Source organism: Bradyrhizobium sp. CCGB12, assembly GCF_024199845.1.
Classification (GTDB): domain Bacteria; phylum Pseudomonadota; class Alphaproteobacteria; order Rhizobiales; family Xanthobacteraceae; genus Bradyrhizobium.
In genome coordinates this window covers 3,142,017-3,165,084 of the sequence record NZ_JANADO010000001.1, presented here as the reverse complement: position 1 = coordinate 3,165,084, position 23,068 = coordinate 3,142,017, and the positions used below count along the sequence as shown (strand labels likewise).

General features: G+C 64.3%; 17 protein-coding genes. 7 read left to right on the top strand and 10 right to left on the bottom strand.

What is annotated here, in order from left to right:
- The first annotated feature begins 85 nt into the window (after window positions 1-85).
- Window positions 86-1,468: an aspartate aminotransferase family protein gene (locus NLM27_RS15215; RefSeq protein WP_254144078.1), complete on the top strand. Its 1,383-nt coding sequence runs from the start codon at window positions 86-88 to the stop codon at window positions 1,466-1,468.
- Window positions 1,469-1,806: 338 nt separating this feature from the next.
- Here the strand turns inward: NLM27_RS15215 and NLM27_RS15210 are convergent, their stop codons facing one another.
- The 6 genes from NLM27_RS15210 to NLM27_RS15185 form a co-directional block, all read right to left on the bottom strand.
- Window positions 1,807-2,844, bottom strand: coding sequence for an IS110 family transposase (locus NLM27_RS15210; RefSeq protein ID WP_254144077.1), 1,038 nt, complete (start codon window positions 2,842-2,844; stop codon window positions 1,807-1,809).
- 197 nt (window positions 2,845-3,041) lie between these two features.
- Entirely contained in the window at window positions 3,042-4,190 is a 1,149-nt protein-coding gene (gene rnd, locus NLM27_RS15205) for a ribonuclease D (RefSeq protein ID WP_254144076.1), read from the bottom strand.
- Window positions 4,191-4,608: 418 nt separating this feature from the next.
- Window positions 4,609-5,943 (bottom strand): ABC transporter substrate-binding protein, encoded by a 1,335-nt coding sequence (locus NLM27_RS15200; protein WP_254144075.1) that lies wholly within the window; start codon window positions 5,941-5,943, stop codon window positions 4,609-4,611.
- 11 nt (window positions 5,944-5,954) lie between these two features.
- Complete coding sequence (locus NLM27_RS15195; RefSeq protein ID WP_254144074.1) at window positions 5,955-6,824, bottom strand: carbohydrate ABC transporter permease; 870 nt, start codon at window positions 6,822-6,824, stop codon at window positions 5,955-5,957.
- Window positions 6,821-7,771, bottom strand: a complete 951-nt coding sequence (locus NLM27_RS15190) for a carbohydrate ABC transporter permease (RefSeq protein WP_254144073.1) — start codon at window positions 7,769-7,771, stop codon at window positions 6,821-6,823. Before NLM27_RS15190 ends, NLM27_RS15195 begins: the two co-directional genes overlap by 4 nt.
- 1 nt (window position 7,772) lies before the next feature.
- Window positions 7,773-8,621, bottom strand: a complete 849-nt coding sequence (locus tag NLM27_RS15185) for a phosphodiesterase (protein ID WP_254144072.1) — start codon at window positions 8,619-8,621, stop codon at window positions 7,773-7,775.
- 262 nt (window positions 8,622-8,883) lie between these two features.
- Between NLM27_RS15185 and NLM27_RS15180 the strand changes: the two genes are divergently transcribed.
- The gene (locus NLM27_RS15180) at window positions 8,884-9,894 is read left to right on the top strand and encodes a M23 family metallopeptidase (protein ID WP_254144071.1); all 1,011 of its coding nucleotides are present in this window, start codon (window positions 8,884-8,886) and stop codon (window positions 9,892-9,894) included.
- 80 nt (window positions 9,895-9,974) lie between these two features.
- Complete coding sequence (locus tag NLM27_RS15175) at window positions 9,975-10,508, top strand: transposase (protein ID WP_254144070.1); 534 nt, start codon at window positions 9,975-9,977, stop codon at window positions 10,506-10,508.
- A 120-nt stretch (window positions 10,509-10,628) separates the two neighbouring features.
- Here NLM27_RS15175 and NLM27_RS15170 read toward each other — a convergent pair whose 3' ends face one another.
- Window positions 10,629-12,104, bottom strand: coding sequence for a YdiU family protein (locus NLM27_RS15170; protein WP_254144069.1), 1,476 nt, complete (start codon window positions 12,102-12,104; stop codon window positions 10,629-10,631).
- 188 nt (window positions 12,105-12,292) lie between these two features.
- On the opposite strand from NLM27_RS15170, the gene aspS reads away from it, so the two are divergent.
- Complete coding sequence (gene aspS / locus NLM27_RS15165) at window positions 12,293-14,065, top strand: aspartate--tRNA ligase (protein WP_254144068.1); 1,773 nt, start codon at window positions 12,293-12,295, stop codon at window positions 14,063-14,065.
- Between the two features lie 269 nt (window positions 14,066-14,334).
- Here the strand turns inward: aspS and NLM27_RS15160 are convergent, their stop codons facing one another.
- Window positions 14,335-16,305 (bottom strand): hypothetical protein, encoded by a 1,971-nt coding sequence (locus tag NLM27_RS15160; RefSeq protein ID WP_254144067.1) that lies wholly within the window; start codon window positions 16,303-16,305, stop codon window positions 14,335-14,337.
- 247 nt (window positions 16,306-16,552) lie between these two features.
- Here NLM27_RS15160 and NLM27_RS15155 point away from each other — a divergent pair, with 247 nt between their 5' ends.
- The 3 genes from NLM27_RS15155 (at window position 16,553) to NLM27_RS15145 (ending at window position 21,336) form a co-directional block, all read left to right on the top strand.
- Window positions 16,553-18,862 (top strand): NADP-dependent malic enzyme, encoded by a 2,310-nt coding sequence (locus tag NLM27_RS15155; RefSeq protein WP_254144066.1) that lies wholly within the window; start codon window positions 16,553-16,555, stop codon window positions 18,860-18,862.
- A 343-nt stretch (window positions 18,863-19,205) separates the two neighbouring features.
- The gene (locus NLM27_RS15150) at window positions 19,206-19,658 is read left to right on the top strand and encodes a DoxX family protein (RefSeq protein ID WP_254144065.1); all 453 of its coding nucleotides are present in this window, start codon (window positions 19,206-19,208) and stop codon (window positions 19,656-19,658) included.
- 226 nt (window positions 19,659-19,884) lie between these two features.
- Window positions 19,885-21,336 carry an outer membrane protein gene (locus NLM27_RS15145; RefSeq protein WP_256569974.1) on the top strand — a complete coding sequence of 484 codons (1,452 nt, stop codon included), beginning with the start codon at window positions 19,885-19,887 and terminating at the stop codon, window positions 21,334-21,336.
- Between the two features lie 15 nt (window positions 21,337-21,351).
- On the opposite strand, the gene NLM27_RS15140 is transcribed toward NLM27_RS15145, so the two are convergent.
- Together NLM27_RS15140 and NLM27_RS15135 are read right to left on the bottom strand one after the other, a co-directional pair.
- On the bottom strand, window positions 21,352-21,903 hold the full coding sequence (locus NLM27_RS15140) for a dihydrofolate reductase (protein ID WP_254144063.1): 552 nt from the start codon (window positions 21,901-21,903) through the stop codon (window positions 21,352-21,354).
- A gap of 7 nt (window positions 21,904-21,910) precedes the next feature.
- A complete protein-coding gene (locus NLM27_RS15135; RefSeq protein WP_254148830.1) occupies window positions 21,911-22,939 on the bottom strand; it encodes a polysaccharide deacetylase family protein in 1,029 nt (342 codons plus the stop codon).
- Window positions 22,940-23,068: the final 129 nt, after the last annotated feature.

Below are 23,068 nucleotides of genomic sequence, written 5' to 3'. Positions count from 1 at the left end.
TCTCATCGCAATAGCCGGGTAACGTGATCATCAAGTGATGACGCCGGCTGTGTCGGCGACGTCACGACTGTAAGGGATCCCTGCAATGTCCATGCTGCCCAATTCGCAAGAGGCCCGGGATGTGGCCTACCAGCTCCATCCCTACACCAACGCGCGCACCCACCAGCAGGCCGGTCCCCTCGTGATCGAGCGCGGCGAAGGGCCTTACGTGTTCGATGGGGCGGGCAAGCGCTATTTCGAGGCGATGGCGGGTCTGTGGAGCGTCGGGCTCGGCTTCAACGAGAAGCGTTTGGTCGAGGCCGCGCATAAGCAGATGCAGGCGCTGCCGTTCTATCACACGTTCTCGGCCAAGTCGCACGGGCCCTCGATCGACCTCGCCGAGAAGCTGGTTGCACTCGCGCCAGTGCCGATGAGCAAGGTGTTTTTCACCAATTCCGGCTCGGAAGCGAACGACACGGTCCTGAAGCTGATCGCCTATCGCTCCAACGCGCTCGGCCAGCCCCAGCGCAAGAAGGTGATCAGCCGCCTGCGCGCCTATCACGGCGTCACCATCGCCTCGGCCAGCCTCACTGGCCTGCCGAACAATCACCGTTCGTTCGACCTGCCGCTGCCGAACATCCTGCACACGGGTTCGCCGCATTTCTATAAGGACGGCGCGCCCGGCGAGAGCGAGGAGGCGTTCGCGACGCGGCGGGCCGAGGAGCTCGACGCGCTGATCCAGAAGGAGGGGCCGGATACGATCGCGGCCTTCTTCGGCGAGCCGGTGATGGGGGCGGGCGGCGTCATCGTGCCGCCGGCGACCTATTGGGACAAGATTCAGAAGGTCCTGAAGAAGTACGACATCCTGCTCGTCGCCGACGAGGTGATCTGCGGCTTCGGCCGCACCGGCAAGATGTTCGGCTGCGAGACCTATGGCATCAAGCCCGATGCGATCGTGGTCTCCAAGCAGATCACCTCGAGCTATTTCCCGCTGTCGGCGATCATCCTGAACGACCGCATGTTCGAGCCGATCGCGGACGAGAGCAACAAGATCGGCGTGCTCGGCCACGGTTTCACCGCGGGCGGCCATCCCGTCGGCTCGGCCATTGCGCTGGAGAACCTCAAGATCATCGAGGAGCGCGGCCTGGTCGCGCATGCCGCCGAGCTCGGCGGCTACATGCAGGGCAAGCTGCGCAAGCTCACCAGCCATCCGCTGGTCGGCGAGGTTCGCGGCGTCGGCATGATCGCTGCGATCGAACTCGTGCTCGACAAGGGCCGCAAGACGGCAGCCGCGACGCCCGGCGCCGTCGGCGGCATCGCCAGCCGCATGCTCCAGGAGCGCGGCGTGATCTCCCGCAACATGCTGGACGCCATCGCCATCTGCCCACCGCTGATCGCGACCAAGGGCCAGATCGACGAGCTGGTTGCCGCCATCTCGGGCGTGCTGGAGGACATGAAGGGGGACGTGGCGAAGCTGACGCCGGCGTAGAGGCTGACGTGCTACCGTGAGCCGAGCGGCTCACCACACCATCGGTGTCGTCCTGGCGAAAGCCAGGACCCATATGTGGACGGCCCCCGTGGCACAAGAGCTTTGTGAGGTTTGATCGGATCGCTTGCATCCATATGTGCGGCCTGTTGATGCAGCTTTGTAGCCGCTGGCCAAGATGGTTTCCGCAACACGAGTTCCAATCACCGCTGCGACCTTGCTCGGCCAATGGGTCCCACGGATTTGCTCGCGTCTCGGGTCGACCGATCACACCATCTCCTCTGCTCCTGCAGCTCCGGTTCGGTCGGCGGACTAAGTCGCCGGCCGGCCGAATCTCTCAACTACGCGGCAACGGCCATTTGGGCATCGATCCGCGCGCTATCGTAGCTTTCCCCCGTGGTCATCAGTTTCCAGGCGATGCGAGCCATCTTGTTGGCCAGCGCCACTGCGGCCAGCTTCGGCGTCTTGCGCTTCAACAGCTCGATCAGCCAGCGAGGCCCGCGATCTCGGGTTTTGGCCATCTTCACCACCGAGGTTGCCCCGACCACCAGCAGCTGACGTAGCCTCTCATCACCTGCCCGGGTGATCTTGCCGAGCCGGGTCTTTCCCGCAGTGGAATGGTCCTTGGGCGTCAGGCCGAGCCAGGCTGCGAACAGCCGCCCCGAGCGGAAGGCGTGTGGGTCGGGCGCCTTCATCACCAGCGCCGCCGCCGTGACCGGACCGATCCCCGGGATCTGCGCCAATCGCCGGCTCGTGGCATCGGCCCGGTGCCAGGCCAGCAGCTTGGCCTCGACCGCCTTCAGCTCGACCTGCACCTGGTCATATTGGCGAGCCAGCATCGCAAACAGCTCGCGGGCCAGCGCCGGCACGCCTTCGTCCTGGCTGATCGCCGCCAGGAACGCGGCGAGCTTGTCCAGCCCCTTGGCCGCGATCAGACCGAACTCCGCCGCATGCCCGCGGATCGTGTTGGAGAGTTGCGTGCGACGCGCGACCAATTGCTCGCGGACGCCCAGCAGCATCAGTGCAGCCTGCTGCTCCGCCGTCTTCACCGCCACATACCGCATCCGCGGCCGGCTCGCCGCCTCGCACAGCCCTTCCGCATCGCGCCCGTCGTTCTTGTTGCGCGGCACGTAGGGCTTCACCAGCTGCGGCGCAATCAGCTTGAACGTGTGTCCCAGCCGGCCGAGCTCGCGTGCCAAGTGGTGGGCGGCCCCGCAAGCCTCGATCACGACCACCGTCGGCGGCAGCTTGGCAAAAAACTCCAGCATCGCCTTGCGGCTGAGCCGCTTGCGCAACACGACCTGCTCGGAGGCGTCAACGCCATGGAGCTGGAAAATATACTTCGACGTATCCATTCCAATGCGGATAATCTGACCCACGGACGGCTCCTGTGAATGAGTGTGTGACAACCTCATTCTGGCACACTGATGCCGTAGGGGGCCGTCCACCCCATCACCGCGTGATCTTTCGATCGAGCGCGGTAGGTGTACCGAACGACGAGTCGTCGCCAAATTCCTCGCTGGGGCAATGGGTCCTGGCTTTCGCCAGGACGACCGCGGGGAGGAATCGAGGCCGTCTAAGCCCGCTGCACCCCGATCACGCGGCCTTTCTCGATCGCGAGCGCCAGCTCGCCGCGCTTCAGCTTCAGCGCGGCGTCGCCGAACAATTCGCGGCGCCAGCCGCGCAAAGCGGGGACATCGGCCTCGTCGCTGGCTGCGATCTCCTCGAGATCGTCGACGGTGGCGATCACCTTGCTGGCCACGGCATGGCGCTCTGCGGTCATGCGCAGCAGCACCTTCAGCAGCTCGACGATGGCGGCGCCATTGTTGTTGTTGCGCGGCTTCTCCAGCTTCGGCAGCGTCGAGAAATCGCGCGCCAGCCCGCGCTCGACCGCGGCAACGATGTCCGCGCCCCATTTGGATTTCTCAAACCCCTTCGGCACCGAGCGCAGATGGGCGAGCTTCTCCAGCGTGTTCGGCGCGTGGGTGGCGATGTCGCTGATGGCCTCATCCCGCAGCACCCGGCCGCGCGGCACGTCGCGGCTCTGCGCCTCCTGCTCGCGCCAGGCCGCGACCTCCATCAGCACCGCGAGATCTTTCGGCTTGCGCACCCGCGTCTTCAGCCGCTCCCAGGCGCGCTCGGGGTGGAAGTCGTAGGTCCGGGGCGAAGTCAGGACCTCCATCTCGATGGAGACCCATTCGCTGCGGCGGCGCTTCTTGAGATCGGCGTCGAGCGCCGCGAACACGTCGCGCAAATGGGTGACGTCGGACACCGCGTAGTGCATCTGCTCCTTGGTCAGCGGCCGGCGCGACCAGTCGGTGAAGCGATGGGTCTTGTCCGGCCGGTGGCCGGTGACCTTCTCGACCAGCTGATCGTAGGCGATGCTGTCGCCATAGCCGAGCACCATGGCCGCGACCTGGGTGTCGAACACCGGATGCGGGATGATGCCCGCCTGATGCCAGATGATCTCGATGTCCTGCCGGGCGGCGTGAAACACCTTCAGCACGCCCTCATTGCCCATCAGCTCGAAGAACGGCTTGAGGTCGATGCCCTCGGCCAGGGTGTCGATGACCACGGCTTCCTCGGGGCTGGCCATCTGCACCACGCACAGCAGCGGGTAGTAGGTGGTTTCGCGCAGGAACTCGGTATCGACTGTTATGACGGGGTGCTTGGCCAGCCTGCTGCAGGCAGCTGCGAGGTCAGCGGTGGTGGTAATCAGATCCATGAACGGCCCATGACGAGATCATCAGCCGTTCCGCCGAAAGCGCTGTGATGTCAAGGGGCTCGATGCGAATTCGAGCCTTGCATTTGGGCCGGAATCGCGTTTCTCCGACGAAATTCCTATTCGTAGCGGACTCGCTGCGAGGATTTCCGGGCGCATGGCAGTGCCACCACAAGTACGCACATGGCGACCAGAGCCAGTCCCAGGAACTCGATAACCAATAGATCCACGACGAAACCCCTCAGAAACATTGCTAAACTTGTCTGGAGTGCGTTGAGGGTTTGTTAATTCTCGTGGTTACCGGCGGCGGGACGGGGCGGATGGTGGACGGCGGGTTAATGGGCAGGGCCGTCGGCCGTCCAAACGAATTCGGCGCCCCGCATGACGGAGCGCCGATGTTCGTTTGCCGTTGTAGCCGGCCTTACGGCAGCTTCAGCGACGTCTCCGCGTTGTACGGCTTGAGCGTCTCGTCGGCGGCCTTCTGGGCGGCGACGAGGGCCTCCTTCGGCTGCTTCTTGCCGTTGAGGACCAGCATCACCTCGTCCTCGAGGTTCTTGCGCACCGGCACGGTCTTGTAGGTCGCGAACCAGGGCTTTGCGACGTCGAGCTGCTCGACAGCGGTCTTGGCATCCGGGTTCTTGTTCAGGAACTCGACCATGTCAGGCGTCTTGTAGGCGGCCATGTTGGGCGCGAAATAGCCGGTGGCGCGGCTCCACCAGCCGCTCTTCTCGGGCGAGGTCATCCACTTGATCAGGGTCCAGGCGGCCTTCTGCTTCTCGGCTTCGAGCCCGGCCGGAATGATCAATGAGGCGCCGCCGATCGGCACGGCATTGCGGACGTTGCGCGGGATGAAGGCGACCTTGTAGGCGAACTTGGCGTTGTCGCGCACATAGGTCAGTGAACCCGTCGAGAGCATGATCATCGCCGCGTTGCCGGAGATGAAGGAGGTGCTGACGGCAGGTCCGGGCGTGGCGCCGGGCGGATGCACCTTGTGCTTGGCAATGAGATCGTTCCACCAGGTGAGCGCGCCGAGCATCGAGGGCGTGTCGTAATACACCTCGCCGCCGAACTCCTCGTTGTAGTAGCGCCCGCCGTTGGACATGGTGAGCGTTTCCATCATCCAGCCGCAATAGTCATAGGCGCAGGGGATCGCGATACCCCATTGGGTCACCTTGTCGCCTTCGCGCTTGGTCAGCTTCTTGGCCCAGTCGGTGAGCTCGGCCCAGGTCTGCGGCGGCTTGTTCGGATCAAGGCCGGCTTCCTTGGCCTTGTCGGCGTTGATGTAGAGCAGCGGCGTCGAATTGTGGAACGGCACGCCATAAACCGAGCGGTCGATCACCGCGTTGCCCTGCAGCGCTGGGAAGAACTGGCCGAGGAACTGCTCCTTGGTAGTACCGTCGGCCTTGATCAGGCTATCGAGATTGGTGAGCTCGTTCTCGATCTGCATGTCGAGCAGGAAATTCGCCGACATGATCACGGCAGCCGGTGGCTTGCCGGCCTTGATGGCGGCGCGGGTCTTGATCAGCGTGTCGTCGTACGAGCCGGTGTAGACCGCAGTCGCCTTGACGTTTGGATGGGTCTCGTTGAACTCCTTGATCAGGGTGCCCATGTCGCGGGCGAGCTTGCCGTCGACGGGGACGGGGAAGAACAGGTCGATCTCGGTCGGGCCTTCGCCGGCGATGGCCGGAAAGGCGAGGGCGCTAGCCATAGAGCCTGCCATGGCAAGGCCCAGCATGAGCCTGCGGGTAAACAGCATCGAAAACTCTCCTATTTGATGCCTGAGGTGACGAAAGAGCTGATGAAGCGCTTCTGGAAGATCAGGAAGGTGATGAGCAGCGGCGCGATCACCATCAGCGTGCCCGCGGCGATGGTGCCCCAGGCCTGGGTGCCTTCTGCAGTGGCGGTGAAGACGGAGAGCCCGACCGTGAGCGGCCGCTTGTCCGGCGAATTGATCACCATCAGCGGCCACAGGAAGTCGTTCCAGTGGCTGGTCACGGAGATGATGGCGAAGGCCGAAAAGCTCGGCATGGACAGCGGCACGTAGATGTGGCGGATGCGCTGGAACAGGCCGGCGCCGTCGATCAGCGCGGCGTCTTCCAATTCAGTCGGAATGGCTTCGAAGGCCTGCCGCATCAGGAAGGTGCCGAAGGCGGAGGCGAAGAACGGCATCATCACGCCGGTCAGCGTGTCGTAGAGGCCGAGCTGCGCCACGAGGGTCAGGTTCGGCACGATCAGCAGCACCGGCACCAGCATCAGCTGCATCAGGAACAGGTAGAAGATCAGCGTCTTGCCGGCGAAATTCAGGCGCGCGAAGGCAAAGCCTGCGAGCGTGATGGTGAAGAATTGCACCAGCAGGATGCCGGTGCAGATGATGGTGGTGTTGAGTGTGTAGCGCGGGAAGTCACCGATCTCCCAGGCATCCCTGATGTTGTCGAGCGTCGGCTTCAGGCTCGGCATCAGCTCGGCCATGAGGTTGATGCCGTCGGAGGCGGGGCGCAGGGTCGCCACGCCCATCCAGAGGAACGGGATCAGCCAGACCAGCGCGAGCAGCATGGTCAGCGCGAAGCCGAGCTTTGGCGTGATCTCGTTGCGGGTGGCGAGCGGGGCGTCCCGGAACAGCCGGTCGAACAGCGTCATGGGCCACCCTCGCGGTTGGCCAGCGTGCGGAAGGAGAGGGCGGTGAGACTCATCAGCGCGGCGAGCGTCAACAGCGTTGCCGCCGAGGCCTTGCCGATGTCGTAATGCTCGACCGCCTGCTGGTAGATGTAGAACAGCACGAGATTGGTCGAATTCGACGGGCCGCCCTTGGTCATGACGAAGACGTGGTCGACCTGCGTCACTGCATTGAGCGTTGCGATGACAGTGACGAACAAGAAGGTGGGCTTGAGCTCCGGCAGGATGATGTAGCGCAGGCGCTGGAACGGGCCGGCGCCGTCGAGATGGGCCGCCTCCATGACGTCCTCGGGCACCGCCTGGAGGCCGGCGAGGAAGAACAGCATGTAATAGCCGGCGTTCTTCCAGATCGTGATCACCATGATCGCTGAGAGCGCGATATCGGGATCGCCGAGCCAGTTCGGCAGCACCGGAAGCAGGCGGCCGATGTAGTAGTCGAGCAGGCCGACGTTCGGCAGGAAGATGAATAGGAACAGCGCGGAAGCCGCGACCATCGGGATCAGCACCGGCAGGAACAAGGCGGCGCGCAGCGCGCTGGTCACGGCGTTGGTGCGTGACAGTGCCAACGCGAACAGCAGCGCCAGGCCGATGCTCGGGATCGCCGTGCCGACGGCATAAATGAGATTGTTGATGACCGCGCCGGTGAAGGCGGGGTCGGCAAGCACCGCGCTGATATTGTCGAGGCCGACGAAGCGGACGGGCGCCTTCGGCGTCGTGCGCTGATAGAGCGCATCGATCAATACGCGGCCCATCGCGCCATAGGTGAACAGCGCGAGGAAGATCAGCGAGGGCAGCAGCAGGAGGTAGGCCGGCAGCGAAGCCTTGAAGCCGGCGGAGAAGCGCTTCAGGACGTGCAGACGCGGTGCCGCCGACGTCGCGACCGGGAGAGCCGCGGGTTCAGCGAGGCTCATCTCACCGCGCCGGGAAATTGAGCGCATAGTCGCGTCCGTCCACTCCCGCCGGTGGGTCGAATGGGAAGCGCAGACTGGTGTCGAGGAAGTCGTGGCTGTGCACGACCAGGTTCTCATCGTCGATCAGCACCACGCCATAGGCCGGGGGCTCATGGCTCGCCAGATGCGGCGCGTTGGCATTGAGCTCGAACCAGACCTGATGGTTGGTACCGCGCAGGGTCGAGAACGGGATCTTGCCGTAGCTGCCGAAGATCGGCCGGTGCACATGGCCGAAGAAGAGATGGCGGATGCGCGAACGATAGGGCGCGATCACCTCGGCGAATTCGGCGCTCTGTTTGAGCGCGATCTCGTCCATCGCGTGCACGCCGACCGGGAAGGGCGGATGATGCATGAACACCACGAACTGCTGGTCGGCGGGCGCTGCGGCGAGCGTGCTCGCGAGCCAGCCGAGGCGCTTGGCGCACATCTCGCCGGCGTGGCTGGTCTCGTCCAGCGTGTCCAGGAAGACGAACAGTCCGTGCTCGGTGGTGCGCGTGCCCTGCACGAAGCCGTTTGAATCGCGCGGCGCGGCCTTCAGGCCGTCGAGGCAGGCCACGCGGCGGTCGTGATTGCCGACCATGGCGATGTACGGCATTTTCAGCGCAGCCATCGCGTCGGCGAAATTGGCGTAGGACTCCGGCTTGCCCCAATGGGTGAGATCGCCGGTCACGACCGCGAAGGCGGCGTCGGACTGATGCTTGTTGATGTCGGCGACGGCCGCATCGAGCCGGGCGCGCGGGTCGAGGCCATAGAGCTGCTGGCCCGGGTTCGCCAGATGCGTGTCGGTGAGGTGGATGAACTTGAAGGGCATGGCGCGCTTTGTCGGGACTGTCTAGAGGATGGGTGCCTCCGGCAAGACGACCCTGACAGGCGGTTAGAGCGCGTGTGTTTCAGTTTGATGACAGCGGTTCCCGTGGGCTGTCGAAGGCGTGGACATGCGGACGACCGAACAGGCGCGCTTTGCGTCGCATGACGTCTCACGATTGAGATGCAGGGTACGATCTACCTTGCCGCGAGGATGCGATGATGGTTTGCTCAGGCAGCACATTGAATTTGCGTCGCGAGATTTCCGAATGTTGATGCCGCGTCCTCTCTGCAAGCTGGGATTGCTTGCTGCCTCCGTTCTGCTTGTCGTTCTCGGCGCCGTCCCCGGCGTGGTGCACGCCGAATTCAACTTCGCCCGCTACAAGGAGACTGATCTCGACGAATTCCTGGCGCGGCGGCGACCCGCCACCGGCATGGACATCTATCCGATGTTGCCGCTCAAGCTCGACGTCACGTTGGCCTCCCGTGGGGAGCCGTGCGCCAGCGGGGCGCTCAAGCGCGCCCTGATCATGAGCGGGATGCCCAAGCCGGACGCGGACGGCTTGCAGGCGACCAATTGCATCACGGTGCGCTCCGCCAAGGGCCGCGAGCTCAAGGTTTTCATCCAGGACGTGGTCTACGGGTTTCTTCCGAACGAGGTGCCGGTCGGCGACAAGCTGTCGCTCTATGCAGTCCATGCTTTCACGTCACCGGAAGGGCCGGGATTGCTGGTCAATGAATTCCTGACCCCGCGCAGTTTTCCGCGCGCCGACAAGCCGGCGGACAAGACGATGACGTCTTGCGGATGCTGGACCCAGGACGAGCATCCCGGAATCGACTTCACCTCCGACAAGCCCGGCGGCCCGGTGGCCGCGATGGCGGACGGCATCGTCGTCAAGATCGAGAACAGTGAGCAGGCGCCGGGCGATCTGCCTTTGATCGGCGGCTGTGGCCGCTACGTCGTTCTCAAGCACCCATATCCCAATGGCGGCATCGTCTACACGCGCTACGTCCAGCTTGGCCGCATCGTCGGGCCGAAAGGGGAGGTGCTCGCGATGGGAGCGAACGTCAAGGCGAAGGATACGATCGGCGAGATCGGCCCGAGCAAGGTGTTGCATTTCGAAATCCGCCCCGTCGCGCCCGGCAATACGAGGACTGACAAGGCTTGGGGTGAGCGCTACGGCAACGTGTCCGACATGGAGTGGTCGCGCTACGAGCCCGTCGATCCGCAGAAGTTCGATGCGGCCTCGTTCGGCGGAGTGCGCAAGGCGACGAAGTAGGCACAAAATTCGTAGGGTGGATTAGCCGAAGGCGTAATCCACCACTGTGAGCCAAATTCAAGCTGTGCTATCGATTTCAAATGTCCGACTACCGCCGCGTATTCGTTCCCGGAGGATGCTGGTTCTTCACGGTGAATTTGCTCGATCGGCGGAAAGCTCTTTTGACCGACCAGATCGAAAGCTTGCGGGGCGCGGTCGCAGCAACGCGGCAGAGTCATCCCTTCGGTGTCGATGCGTTCGTGGTTCTGCCGGACCATCTACATGCAATTTGGACGCTACCGCCAGGCGATGCTGATTTTTCGGCGCGCTGGCGGTTGATCAAGACACGTTTTGCCAAAGCAATTCCAGCGAACGAGCAGTTGAGCGCTGTCCGCGCCGCCCGGAACGAACGCGGTATTTGGCAACGTCGGTTCTGGGAGCATTTGATCCGTGACGAAGCCGACTACGCGCGCCATGTTGAGTACTGCTACTACAACCCTGTGAAGCACGGGCACGTCTCGAGAGTTTGCGACTGGCCGTACTCGTCGTTTCACCGTGATGTGCGCGCCGGACTGTTTCCAGAGGATTGGGGTGGGGATGCGAACATGGCAGGGAAGTTTGGCGAGCGTGCATGATGGCTGCGCCATTTTGTAGGGTGGATTGGCGAAGCGTAATCCACCTCGTTACTTTCGGCTTGATCGAGAGAAGAGGTGGATTACGCCTTCGGCTAATCCACCCTACGCACCGAGCTTGCTTCACGTCCCGCAGAACGTCTGCAGCACGCGCTGGTCCGGCAGCGGCGGATCGGCGTAGGCAACGTGGTCCGGCTGGTCCTCGAACGGTTTTGCCAGCACCTTCACCAATTCCTCGAACGGCGCGTAGTCGTCGTCGTTCACCGCGGCCTGGATCACGGCCTCGACGCGGTGGTTGCGCGGGATGAACATCGGATTGACGGCGTGCATGGCGGCTTGCCGCTCGGCCGCACTCTGCGGCTCCAGGGCGATGCGCTCGCGCCAGCGCCCGGCCCATTCGTCGAAAGTCGCGGGGTCCATGAACTGCGCGCGCGCGTCGCCCGCGGCCGGATCGCCTGCGGCGTCGCCGAGCTTGCGGAAGGTGAGGGTGAAGTCGGCCTGGTTCTTCGCCATGGCGTCGAGCAGGTCCTGGATCAGCGCTTCGTCGCCGTCGCGCTCCGTGAACAGGCCGACCTTCTTGCGCAGGCCTGCCTGATAGGCATTGCTGAAGGTCTCCGAGAAGGCGCCGAGAATGTCCTGGGCTTCCGCGATCGCCTTCTCCTGGTCGTCGGAGAACAGCGGCAGCAGGCATTCGGCGAGGCGCGTCAGATTCCACAAGCCAATGCGCGGCTGGTTGGCATAGGCGTAGCGGCCCATCTCGTCGATCGAAGAAAACACCTGCGCGGGGTTGTAGGAATCCATGAAGGCGCAGGGGCCGTAATCGATGGTCTCGCCGGAGATCGACGTGTTGTCGGTGTTCATCACGCCATGGATGAAGCCGACCAGGAGCCAGCGCGCGACGAGATCGGCCTGGCGCGCGACGACTGCGGCCAGGAGCGCGTGATAGGGTCGCTCGGCATGGAGCAGATCCGGATAGTGCCTGACGATGACGTGGTCAGCGAGCCGGCGGATCGCCTCGGTGTCGCGGCGGACGGCGAAGAACTGGAAGGTGCCGACACGGATGTGGCTGGAGGCGATCCGCGTCAGCACCGCGCCGGGCAGCGCGGTCTCGCGGATGACGTGCTCGCCGGTGACGACGGCGGCGAGCGAGCGCGTGGTCGCGATACCCAGCGCATACATCGCTTCGCTGACGATGTATTCGCGCAGCACCGGCCCGAGCGCGGCACGGCCGTCGCCGCGGCGGGAGAACGGCGTGGGGCCGGAGCCCTTGAGTTGGATGTCGCGGCGGATACCGTCCCTGTCGATGACCTCGCCGAGCAGGATGGCGCGGCCGTCGCCGAGCTGAGGCACGAACTGCCCGAACTGATGACCGGCATAGGCCATGGCGATCGGGTCGGCGCCGGCGGGAACCGTCTTGCCGGCCAGGATCTCGGCGCCCTCAGGGGTCTCCAGCAGGTCGGGATCGAGTCCGAGCTGGACCGCCAGTAGTCGGTTCAGCTTGATCAGCCGGGGCGCTGCCACAGGGGTTGGCGCGACGCGGGCGAAGAAGCTGTCCGGCAGCGCCGAATAGGAGTTCTGGAAGGGGAAATGGACCGTCATGGCCTCAAGATAGGGCTGGAACGCCTGATGGCAAAGGCTCGGCGCTTGAAAATGGGCACATCAGGCCCAAAACAGGGCGTTCCCTTGGTTGCCGCCCCCGGCCTCGTCGGGTAAACCCTGCCGCAACTTCGGACCGGTCGTTTCAGGCCGTCCGATTCGACCCCTCCGACATTGATTTTGGGACGACCATGCATCGCTACCGGTCACATACATGCGGCGCGCTCCGCGAGAGCAACATCGGCGAGACCATCCGCCTCTCGGGCTGGGTCCATCGCGTTCGCGACCATGGCGGCGTGCTGTTCATCGACCTGCGCGACCATTACGGCCTGACCCAATGTGTGGTCGATCCGGACTCGCCGGCATTCTCGCTGGCCGAAAAGCTGCGCTCGGAATTCGTGGTCAAGATGGACGGCAAGGTCCGCCGTCGCCCCGAGGGTACCGACAATGACGATTTGCCGACCGGCAAGGTCGAGATCTATGTCAGCGAAATCGAGGTGCTGGGCCCGGCCGGCGACCTGCCGCTGCCTGTGTTCGGCGATCAGGAATATCCTGAGGACATCCGCCTGAAGTACCGCTTCCTCGACCTGCGCCGCGAGAAGCTGCACCAGAACATCATGACGCGCGTCGAAATCATCAAGTCGATGCGTCGGCGCATGGAGGGGCAGGGCTTCTTCGAGTTCAACACCCCGATCCTGACCGCGTCCTCGCCGGAAGGCGCGCGCGACTTCCTGGTGCCCTCGCGCATCCATCCCGGCAAGTTCTACGCGCTGCCGCAGGCGCCGCAGCAGTACAAGCAGCTCTTGATGATGTCGGGGTTCGACCGCTACTTTCAGATCGCGCCCTGTTTCCGCGACGAGGACCCGCGCGCCGACCGTCTGCCGGGCGAATTCTACCAGCTCGATGTCGAGATGAGCTTTGTCACCCAGGAAGACGTCTTCGCGGCGATGGAGCCTGTGATCACCGGCGTGTTCGAGGAGTTCGCCAAGGGCAAGCCGGTGAGCAAGAACTGGCGCCGCATTCCGTTCGCCGAGGCGCTGCGCAAATACGGCAGCGACAAGCCGGACCTGCGCAATCCCATCGAGATGCAGGACGTCTCCGAGCACTTCCGCGGCTCCGGCTTCAAGGTCTTTGCGCGCATGCTCGAGGATCCCAAGAACCAGGTCTGGGCCATTCCCGCTGCGGGCGGCGGCAGCCGCGCGTTCTGCGACCGCATGAACTCGTGGGCGCAGGGCGAGGGCCAGCCCGGCCTCGGCTACATCATGTGGCGCGAAGGTGGCGAGGGCGCTGGCCCGCTCGCGAACAACATCGGGCCCGAGCGCACCGCGGCGATCCGCGCGCAGCTCGGCGTGAAGGAAGGCGATGCCGCCTTCTTCGTCGCCGGCGATCCCGACAAGTTCTGGAAGTTCTCCGGCCTTGCGCGCAACAAGGTCGGCGAGGAACTGAACCTCACCGACAAGGAACGGTTCGAGCTCGCCTGGATCGTCGACTTCCCGATGTACGAGTACAACGAGGACGACAAGAAGGTCGACTTCTCGCACAATCCGTTCTCGATGCCGCAGGGCGGGCTTGAGGCGTTGAAGGGCCAGGATCCGCTGACCATCAAGGCGTTCCAGTACGACATCACCTGCAACGGCTACGAGATCGCCTCGGGCGGCATCCGCAACCACGTGCCGGAAGCCATGGTGAAGGCGTTCGAGATCGCAGGTTACGGCGAGCAGGAAGTGGTCGATCGTTTCGGCGGCATGTATCGCGCCTTCCAGTACGGCGCCCCGCCGCATGGCGGCATGGCAGCGGGCGTCGACCGCATCGTGATGCTGCTCTGCGGCACCACGAATCTGCGCGAGATCTCGCTGTTTCCGATGAACCAGCAGGCCATGGACCTCCTGATGGGCGCGCCGTCGGACGCCTCCACCAAGCAGCTCCGCGAGCTGCATGTGCGGGTGAACCTGCCGCAGAAGTGAGGCGGAGCGGGCTGCATCTGCAACGACGCAGCCCGTAGCCCGGATGGAGCGGAGCGCAATCCGGGGCATCTCATGCGCTGACGGAGTTGTCCCGGATTACGCTAACGCTCCATCCGGGCTACGCGCCTTCCGCGGATGTGGGGAACTCTCTCCACATCGTCATTGCGAGCGCAGCGAAGCAATCCAGAATCTTTCCGCGGAGGGACTCTGGATTGCTTCGTCGCAAGAGCTCCTCGCAATGACGAGGCGGAGAGAGCCGCGTCTCTCTGTTACAGCCCCGTCGAAGCCTCGATCCTGAACTGCGCCAGCGCGACGATCGGCTCGCTGTTCAGGACATCCATGAGCTGAAGCACCGGCACCTTGCCGAGCGGAGTCAGCTTGATGGTCAGCGTCTGCCCTGGCGTCTCGACGAAGCCGGCAAGTGCGTCCGCCGCCGCCCGGACATCCACATTGGACGCCGCGATCTTCTCGCCCTGTGCCCTTATCATCTCGACGATGGCGCCGCGCGCCGCGTCGCGGCTGACATTCTGCATGCGCGAGAACTGCGCCACGACGAGATCGACGACGCCGCTGTCGCGCAAGGAGAGCTCGAGCGGGCCGGCCTCGACCTGCGCCATCTCACTGATAGCTTCCATCGGGTCGGTCGTGGTGAACAGGGCGCGCGGCACCTTGGCAAGCGCGAAGCGCGCTTGCGCCTTCGCGAGATTGCCGAGATCGAGGGTCGCAGGCGCAAGCGCGAACGCGCCCGATGACTCCGTCCAGGCCGCGCCGAGATCGAGATCGATCGCGAGCTTGTCGACGCCGGCCATGATCAGCGGCCGCTGCGCCGGATTGGCGGGGTCGGTGGGCGTGACCATCTTCACGATCAGATTGGCCTTGCTCGGGATCGAGCCGACGAGCTGGCCCCAGTTCAGGCTAATCGTGTCGATGGTGACCAGTTGCCGCGTGTTCTTGTACGGCGAAACCACGCCCTTGATCTCGGCGCCTTCGAGCACCCGGAACAGGCCCAGCATCTGATCGGGCGAGGGCGCCTGGCCGGGATTGCTGAAGCCGGCCGCCCAGCGGAGCAGGCTCGCCGCGCTGAAGGACTTCAGCGCGAAGCGCTCCATCTTGAGCTGCCCCTGCGGCATCGGCATGTCGAGGCCTTCCAGCGCAAATTTATCCTGATCGTATTTGACGGCGTTGAGCCTTGCCGTCCCTTGCGGCGTCTCGATCGATTGTTTGCCGATTTCCGCCTTGCCGATCCGAAACCCCTCGAAGAAGTCGGCCACCTTCGTGATCATCTCGCGCGACTGCGCCGGCGTCGGGATCGCGCGGTCTGCCGGCATCAACGCCATGATCTCGAGAGGACGGAATTTCGACGGCTGGATCGCGATGTCGTCGATGGCGAAGTTGTCGATTTGCACGCGCACGCCCGGTGCCATCGTCACCGCGTACGAATTGGCAGAGATGCGTCGATAGATCCTGTGGAAGCCGTCATCGCCGGACCCTTGCGGATCGAGTGCGGCCGTTATTGCGGTTGCGTCGAAATCAGTGACGGCCAACCCGGACAGCTCGCCGGTCATCTTTGCTGGCCTGCCCGGCTGGCTCAAGTCGAGCGTGTAGGTGACGCGATCGGTCTTCGCCGTTTCGATCTTGCCGCGATTGACGTTCTGGACCGCGAGACCGGAATAGATGAAGTCTCCGCTGCCGGCATTGCCGGTGCCCGCATCGACGTTGACCGCGATGGTCGGCACCGCAATCGAGGACGCCGAGACGGTTGCGTATTGCGCGAGCATGAAGCGGTACATGTCGATGATCGAGCCGGACAGCGGAGCGCTCGCCGCACGGGTGGGACCGGAAAAGTCGCGAGCGGTGATCTCAGGGATCTTGTAGTTCGCCTTCAGCTTCGCCCGCTCGGTGTAGGTGAAGGCGACCTCGACCCCTAACACCTCGATACTGTCGGCCGCGAAGTGGGCTTCGTCTGGCTGGCGTACGCCGGCGGCCGTGACCTTTGCGATCTTGACGCGGGCCAGCTCCGGCTGGCCGGGCTCGACATTGATGTCCTCGATCGTCAGCGTCCGGGTCGCGAGCTCAAACGCGATCTTGCCGTGGCTCGCCTTGCCGCCATTGGCGCGCATCTGCTCGAACGCCGCCTCGACCTCGCTAGTCGCCCGGTGCTGGACGTAGAGGTTGAATCCGAACCACCCGCCCGCGGCGAGCACGACTGCCACGATTAGGCCGATCAGGATTCGCTTCATTCCCAACTCCGGTTGCTCGTTTTGCACTGCGCAACCTGCCATATTCGGGAAATGCCGCGCGGTCCAGGGAAAGCTAGCGCTATCAGATATTTGACCGTGCGCCCTGTTGATGGGGGCGCAATCGGATGTTGCCACCGGGGCGCCCGCCGTGCTTCATCCCGTTTCCACGACCCGGAAATACCCTCCCATTGGGCTGGCTGCTCCGGATGAAGCATTTCGAGGCCGGTAACGCGAGGCGAGACACCGCATGTCGTCTTATTCTGATGATCTCCACCAGGCGGCGCTGGCCTATCACCGTCTGCCGCGCCCCGGAAAGCTCGAGATCCAGGCGAGCAAGCCGCTTGCCAATCAGCGCGACCTCGCGCTCGCTTATTCTCCCGGCGTCGCGGCCGCCTGCACCGAGATCGCCAAGAATCCGGCCGAGGCCGCCTCGCTCACCACCCGCGCCAATCTGGTCGCCGTGGTCTCGAACGGCACCGCCGTGCTCGGTCTCGGCAATATCGGCCCGCTGGCCTCCAAACCGGTGATGGAGGGCAAGGCGGTCCTGTTCAAGAAATTCGCCGGCATCGACGTCTTCGACATCGAGATCGCGGCCGACACCATCGACCGCGTGGTCGAGACGGTGGCCGCGCTCGAGCCCACCTTCGGCGGCATCAATCTGGAAGATATCCGCGGGCCGGAATGCTTCGAGATCGAGACCCGTCTGAAGGAGCGCATGAAGATCCCGGTCTTCCATGACGACCAGCACGGCACCGCGATCATCGTGGCCGCGGCGATCACCAACGGGCTCAGGCTCAACGGCAAGAAGCTGTCGGACGTCAAGATCGTGGCGTCGGGGGCAGGGGCCGCGGCCATCGCGACGCTGAATCTCCTGGTGTCGATGGGTGCGCAGCGCAAGAACATCTGGGTCTGCGACATCGACGGCCTCGTGCATGAGGGCCGCAACACCTCGATGGACCGCTGGAAGGCGGTCTATGCGCAGAAGACCGACAAGCGCACACTGGCCGACGTCATCGGCGGCGCCGACATTTTCATCGGTCTCTCGGCGCCCGGCGTGCTCAAGCCCGAGATGGCCAAGGCGATGGGCGACAAGCCGCTGATCATGGCGCTCGCCAACCCGACGCCGGAGATCATGCCGGAGGAAGCGCGCAAGGTGCGGCCCGACGCCATGATCTGCACCGGCCGCTCCGACTATCCGAACCAGGTCAACAACGTCCTCTGCTTCCCCTTCATCTTCCGCGGCGCGCTCGACGTCGGCGCCAGCGCCATCAACGAGGAGATGAAGCACGCCGCCGTCGAGGCTATCGCGCAGCTCGCGCGCGAGGCGCCGTCGGACGCCGTGGCCCAGGGTTTCGACACCGGCGAGACCCAGGGGTTCGGCCCAGGCTCGCTGATCCCAAGCCCGTTCGACCCGCGCCTGATCCTGCGCATCGCGCCCGCCGTGGCGAAGGCGGCGATGGAGTCGGGCGTTGCGACGCGGCCCATCACCAATTTCGACGAATACAGAGCTCTGCTCGAACGCTTCGCCTTCCGCTCCGGCCTCGTCATGAAGCCGATGTTCGCCAAGGCCAAGACCCAGCCGGTCCGCGTGATCTACGCCGAAGGCGAGGACGAGCGCGTGCTGCGCGCCACGCAGGTGGTGCTGGAGGAGAAGCTGGCGACGCCGATCCTGGTCGGCCGTCCGTCCGTGGTGGAGGCGCGCATCAAGCGCTTCGGGCTGTCGATCAGGGCCGGCAAGGATTTCGACCTCGTCAATCCCGAGGACGATCCGCGCTACCGTTCCTATGTGCAGTCCTATGTCGAGGTCGCCGGGCGCCGCGGCGTGACGCCCGATGCGGCGCGCACGGTGGTGCGCACCAACAACACGGTGATCGCCGCGCTCGCGGTGGCGCGCGGCGAGGCGGACGCCATGCTCTGCGGCGTCGAAGGCCGCTATATGAGCCATCTGCGCCACGTCCGCGAGATCATCGGTTTCTCGCCTGGTATCAGCGACTACGCGGCGCTGGCGCTGCTGATCACCAGCAAGGGCGCGTTCTTCATCGCCGACACACAGGTGCGGCCCAACCCGAGCGCGGAAGAGCTCGCCGAGATCGCTTCGCTGGCGGCCGTCCACGTTCAACGCTTCAACATCAAGCCGAAGATCGCCTTCGTCTCGCACTCCGATTTCGGCAGCTACGACACGGAGTCCTCGCGCAAGATGCGTCGGGCGACCCAGCTCTTGAAGGAGAAGCATCCGGAGATCGAGGCCGACGGCGAGATGCAGGGCGATACGGCACTTTCAGCTGCTGCGCGGAAGATGGTGCTGCCGCACTCCAAGCTCGAGGGCGAGGCCAACATCATGATCATGCCGAGCCTCGATACGGCCAACGTCGCCTATCAGATGATCAAGTCGCTGGCGGACGCGCTCCCCGTCGGCCCGATCCTGGTCGGCCCGGCGCGCCCGGCGCATATCCTCACCCCGTCGGTGACGGCGCGGGGCATCCTCAACATGACCGCGGTCGCGGTGGTCGAAGCGCAGGAGCGCGCCTCGCGGCAGCAGCCGACGTTGTTCACATAAGGGCACCGCTCCACGAAACTCGTCGTGCCCGGCTTGTCCCGCCTGCGCGGCCGAAGCCGCTTCGGCGAGGCGAAGGCCCGGGCCTCCACGATCTTCGTACCGTGGAGCAAGTCGCGGATGGCCGGGTCAAGCCCGGCCATGACGCCGAGAGAGTGGTGGCCGAATTTGTCCCGGTCGGTTCGATTCCGCTAGGGAGCGCCACTCCCTGCACAGCCCGCCGCTAGTTTTGAATTACCTTCAGTTCGCCATTTCCCCGTTTGTAAACTGGCGAATGACTCTTCATAATCGCACAGTACTTTCGTCAAGACGCCGATTTTAAAAAGCCTGAGCCAAGAGGCCGATCATGCCAGCGTTCGTGACTTTCGGGCGAATCCTGTTCGCCGTGCTGTTCATCTACACTGGCGCGACCAAGCTGTTCGCGATCCAGACGACGGCCGACTTCATCGCCACCAAGGTCGTCGTGCCCGAAATGATTGCGCCTTACGCCAAGCAGGTCGAGACCGCGACTGCCATGACCACCCCGCAACTGCTCGCGATCGCGGTCGGAGCGCTCGAGGTCATCGCCGGGCTGATGATCGCGCTGAATTTCGGCGCGCGATTCTTTGCGATGTTGCTGATCATCTACGTCGCGGTTTCGACCGTGCTGTTTTACGACTTCTGGAATATGGCGGCACCCGACAACGCCAAGATGCTGGTCGATGCGCTCAAGAACCTCTCGATCATCGGCGCGCTGTTCATGATCATGGGTTACGGCCGCACGACGCGCCCGGCTGAAGCGGCCTACGGGGACGTGTAGGACGTTACTGGGTGGGTTGGCCCGGCGGCTGCGCGAAGCGCAATCGCCACCACTGTCTGTTTCTGACGGGAAACAGACGAGGCTCCGTACGCGGTGCGCGTGAACCCTCATTCACACGTTATGGCTTTGAGAACACAGCGGTTCCACAATATCGCGTCCGCTGTGAACCACGCGCGCTTGCGACCTTGTGGACCTGCGTCCGTGCAGAATATGACCGGGCTGACGGTTGCGTGGGCGCAACCGGAGGCTATGGGGGCGGGACTTGGTTCATTCGAAGCGACGGGCGGCGTGTGCTCTTCTGGGAGCGGCACATGTTGCTGCATTTGCTGGGGCGACGGCACATGCAGCCGATTTGCCGGTGAAGGCGCCGCCGCGGGCAGTTCCCGTCGCGAACTGGACCCAATTCTATGTCGGCGCAGGGTTAGGCTTCGACTTCGCGACAGGTCGTTCGAATTTGACGCCGGTCGGCGGCGGCCCGGATTTGTTCACTCTCGACGGCCTGCAGGGCGCCGATCTCGGCCTGTCTGTTTTCGCCGGATTTGACGTCCAGGTTGCGCCGCGTGTCGTGGTCGGCGGCTTCGTCGATTACGACTGGTCGCGCCAGCGCACGACAGCCAGCGCGACGAGCCCGTTTTTTGGCCAGAGCCTGAGCGCCGCGATGCCGTCGCTGGACCAGGGTTGGACGATCGGTGGCCGCGCGGGATTTCTGGTGACGCCCGATATCCTGCTCTATGGCCTTGCCGGCTACAGCGAGATGCGGATCAAAAATTGGAGCCTCAACTACGTGATCCTCGGGGGAGGTCCGTCGTTCACCGTGCAGGAATCGGGTTTGACGTCGCACGGTTACACGGTCGGCGCCGGTGCGGAATATCGGCTCGCCAACAACGTGTCGTTGCGCGGCGAATACCGCTACGTCGCGCTTGGCCGCAACACCACGGTCGATCCACTCGGCGCGGTGTGGACCACCGACCTCTCCGAGCATGTGGTCAGGATCGGCGCGGCCTACCGCTTCGGACAGTTCGGCGGACCTGCGGCCGCATCGACGACGCCGGCGCTCAATCCGACATGGACCGGCGTTTACGTCGGCGCGGGCATCGGGGGAGACGTCATCACGCCCCATGTCGCGGGTTCGTTCGCCGGCGTGCTGGATTTCAACGCGTCCGGTCTCGGCGGTGCCGACGTCGGCGGCACATTCACGATCGGTTACGATCGCCAGATCGCGCCGAAATGGGTCGTCGGCGCGTTCGGGTTGATCGATGCCGGCACGAATGGCGGCGCCAGGGTCACGGCATCGGCCGGGGGAGCCGGTGTCGCGATCTCTTCGGACCTTGCCGCCGTGAAGTGGGGATGGACCGTCGGCGGACGCGTCGGCTATCTCGTGGCGCCGGAGACGCTGGTCTATCTGCTCGGTGGCTACAGCGGAACGACCGCGCAGTCGATCTCATACAATTTCCTTGGATTTCCCGGCACTGCTCCGACCCGGGAATATCACGGTGCGACATTTGGCGGTGGCTTCGAACGCTTCTTTACGGACAGCATCTCCGCCCGCGCGGAGTATCGCGTCACGCATCTTGGAGCGAGGGACGATCTGGCATCTGATTTCATGACCAGCCTGAGCGCCGGCGGTACCGTGCACACGTTGCGCGGCGTGCTGGCCTATCACCTTCCGGCGCCGTAGCGCAGATCGCCTGCGCTAGGCTCGGCGCCACGGCGTGACGGTGACGTCATGCGCCGCGTCGAGCAGATACGGCCTGCCCGGCTTCATCCCGTGCGAGGCGAGCACGTCGTGTGGCGTCCGGTTGGGCACGCCGACAAAACAGCCTTCGCCGCCGGGCAGCCGCACATGCGGGGCTTCCGACAGCCAGAACGTGTCGTAGCGATCCATGAACATGTCGAACACGACAGGGCCGCCGATGATCGCGACGGTGCCGGAGGCGACGTCGGCGAAGCCGCAGGCCTCTTCGAAGCTGGCATGTTCCGGATTCCACAACGTCGCGTTCGGCATCTCGGGATCGACGGTGAGCGCCTTGATCTTGCGGGTCAGGATCAGGCGCTTGCGCTTGGGCGAATTCGGCTGCTGCTCGTGCGAATTGCGGCCGTGCACGACCAGCGCGGCGCGATCGAGCGCCTGCTCGAAGAACAGCTTGTCGCCATCGAACTTCAGGCTGTCCGGCATCACATGCGTCGCGTCGGCGAGCATGCCGTCCGCGGAGACGATGACGTAGCCTTCGAACCGGAAAGACAATTGCCTTCTATTCCGAAACGGTCGTCACCACTGAATTGACCGGGCGCTGGCTCACCGTCGGCAGCTTGGCGTCCTTGAGCAGCTCCTGGTCGTATTCGGGCAGTGTCGAGGCCGGGAATTTCGCGCGCATCGCCACCACCTTGTAGCCGCCGGCCTTCAGGCGCTTGAGCAACTCGGGCAGGGCTTCCGCGGTGTGCTTCTGGAAGTCGTGCATCAGGATGATGCCCTTGCCCTTGGTGTCGAGCTTCTTCATCACGGTCTCGACCACCTTCTCGGGCTTGGAGGCCTTGAAGTCGAACGAGTCGATATCGCAAGAGAAGATCGCGACGTTGCGATTGCCGAGATAGGTGACCATCTCCGGCGGATGCTGGAGTGCCGGGAAGCGGAAGAACGGCGACGGCGAGATGCCGCCGAGCGCCCATTTCACGGCGCTGAAGCCCTTCTCGATCTCTTCCTTGCGCTGCGCTTCCGTGAGCTTCTTGTTGTTGAGGTTGGCGTGCGACCAGGTGTGGGCGCCGACCGTATGGCCGGCCGCGTAGACCTGCTTCAGGATCTCCGGCTCGTAGGTCGCGTGCTTGCCGATGGAGAAGAAGATGCCGGTGGTGCATTCATCGGCGAGCGCCTTCAGCACCGCGGGTGTGTTGCGCGGCCACGGGCCGTCGTCGAAGGTCAGGACAACCTCCTTGTCGCGCAGGAAGTCGAGCTCCTTGAAATGCTCGAAGCCGAAGCCCGGACCGCCCGTGGTATCGATCTCGACGGTGCGGGCAACACCGAGCGCGCCAGGCGTGTTGCAGGCTGCGCGCGCCGGCTGCGGCGCCTGTTTGGGGGGCGGCGGATTGACGAAGCCAGCTGGCGTGGCGGTGGCTGTAGCGGGAGCTGCCGCTGGAGCCGCAGCGGGCGGGGCAGCTGCCGGCGTTGCCGTCGGTGCGGCCTGCGTTGCCGCTGCGGGTTTGGCGGCCGGTGTCTGCGACCATGCTGCGCCGGTCATCGCAGCCGACATCGCGCTTACCAAAATCAGTCCTGCCGCCACACGCATGGTGATGTCCTCGAGATTGATCCCGTTGTTCTGCCGCGGCTTTTTCGCCTGCGGCAAAAACCATCCTGCCCCAAACGATCCTAGCCTAGATGGTGGGCCCTCGCCATTGCAACGGCTGTTTGATGCCCC

Excerpts from the sequence above, each read along its gene's own strand:
- NLM27_RS15175 (WP_254144070.1), top strand. The coding sequence starts at position 9,975 with ATGTCCGACTACCGCCGCGTATTCGTTCCCGGAGGATGCTGGTTCTTC.
- NLM27_RS15180 (WP_254144071.1), top strand. The coding sequence starts at position 8,884 with ATGTTGATGCCGCGTCCTCTCTGCAAGCTGGGATTGCTTGCTGCCTCC.
- NLM27_RS15135 (WP_254148830.1), bottom strand. The coding sequence starts at position 22,939 with ATGCGTGTGGCGGCAGGACTGATTTTGGTAAGCGCGATGTCGGCTGCG.
- NLM27_RS15155 (WP_254144066.1), top strand. The coding sequence starts at position 16,553 with ATGTCGTCTTATTCTGATGATCTCCACCAGGCGGCGCTGGCCTATCAC.
- NLM27_RS15195 (WP_254144074.1), bottom strand. The coding sequence starts at position 6,824 with ATGACGCTGTTCGACCGGCTGTTCCGGGACGCCCCGCTCGCCACCCGC.
- NLM27_RS15185 (WP_254144072.1), bottom strand. The coding sequence starts at position 8,621 with ATGCCCTTCAAGTTCATCCACCTCACCGACACGCATCTGGCGAACCCG.
- rnd (WP_254144076.1), bottom strand. The coding sequence starts at position 4,190 with ATGGATCTGATTACCACCACCGCTGACCTCGCAGCTGCCTGCAGCAGG.
- NLM27_RS15215 (WP_254144078.1), top strand. The coding sequence starts at position 86 with ATGTCCATGCTGCCCAATTCGCAAGAGGCCCGGGATGTGGCCTACCAG.
- aspS (WP_254144068.1), top strand. The coding sequence starts at position 12,293 with ATGCATCGCTACCGGTCACATACATGCGGCGCGCTCCGCGAGAGCAAC.
- NLM27_RS15160 (WP_254144067.1), bottom strand. The coding sequence starts at position 16,305 with ATGAAGCGAATCCTGATCGGCCTAATCGTGGCAGTCGTGCTCGCCGCG.
- NLM27_RS15150 (WP_254144065.1), top strand. The coding sequence starts at position 19,206 with ATGCCAGCGTTCGTGACTTTCGGGCGAATCCTGTTCGCCGTGCTGTTC.
- NLM27_RS15190 (WP_254144073.1), bottom strand. The coding sequence starts at position 7,771 with ATGAGCCTCGCTGAACCCGCGGCTCTCCCGGTCGCGACGTCGGCGGCA.
- NLM27_RS15200 (WP_254144075.1), bottom strand. The coding sequence starts at position 5,943 with ATGCTGTTTACCCGCAGGCTCATGCTGGGCCTTGCCATGGCAGGCTCT.
- NLM27_RS15170 (WP_254144069.1), bottom strand. The coding sequence starts at position 12,104 with ATGACGGTCCATTTCCCCTTCCAGAACTCCTATTCGGCGCTGCCGGAC.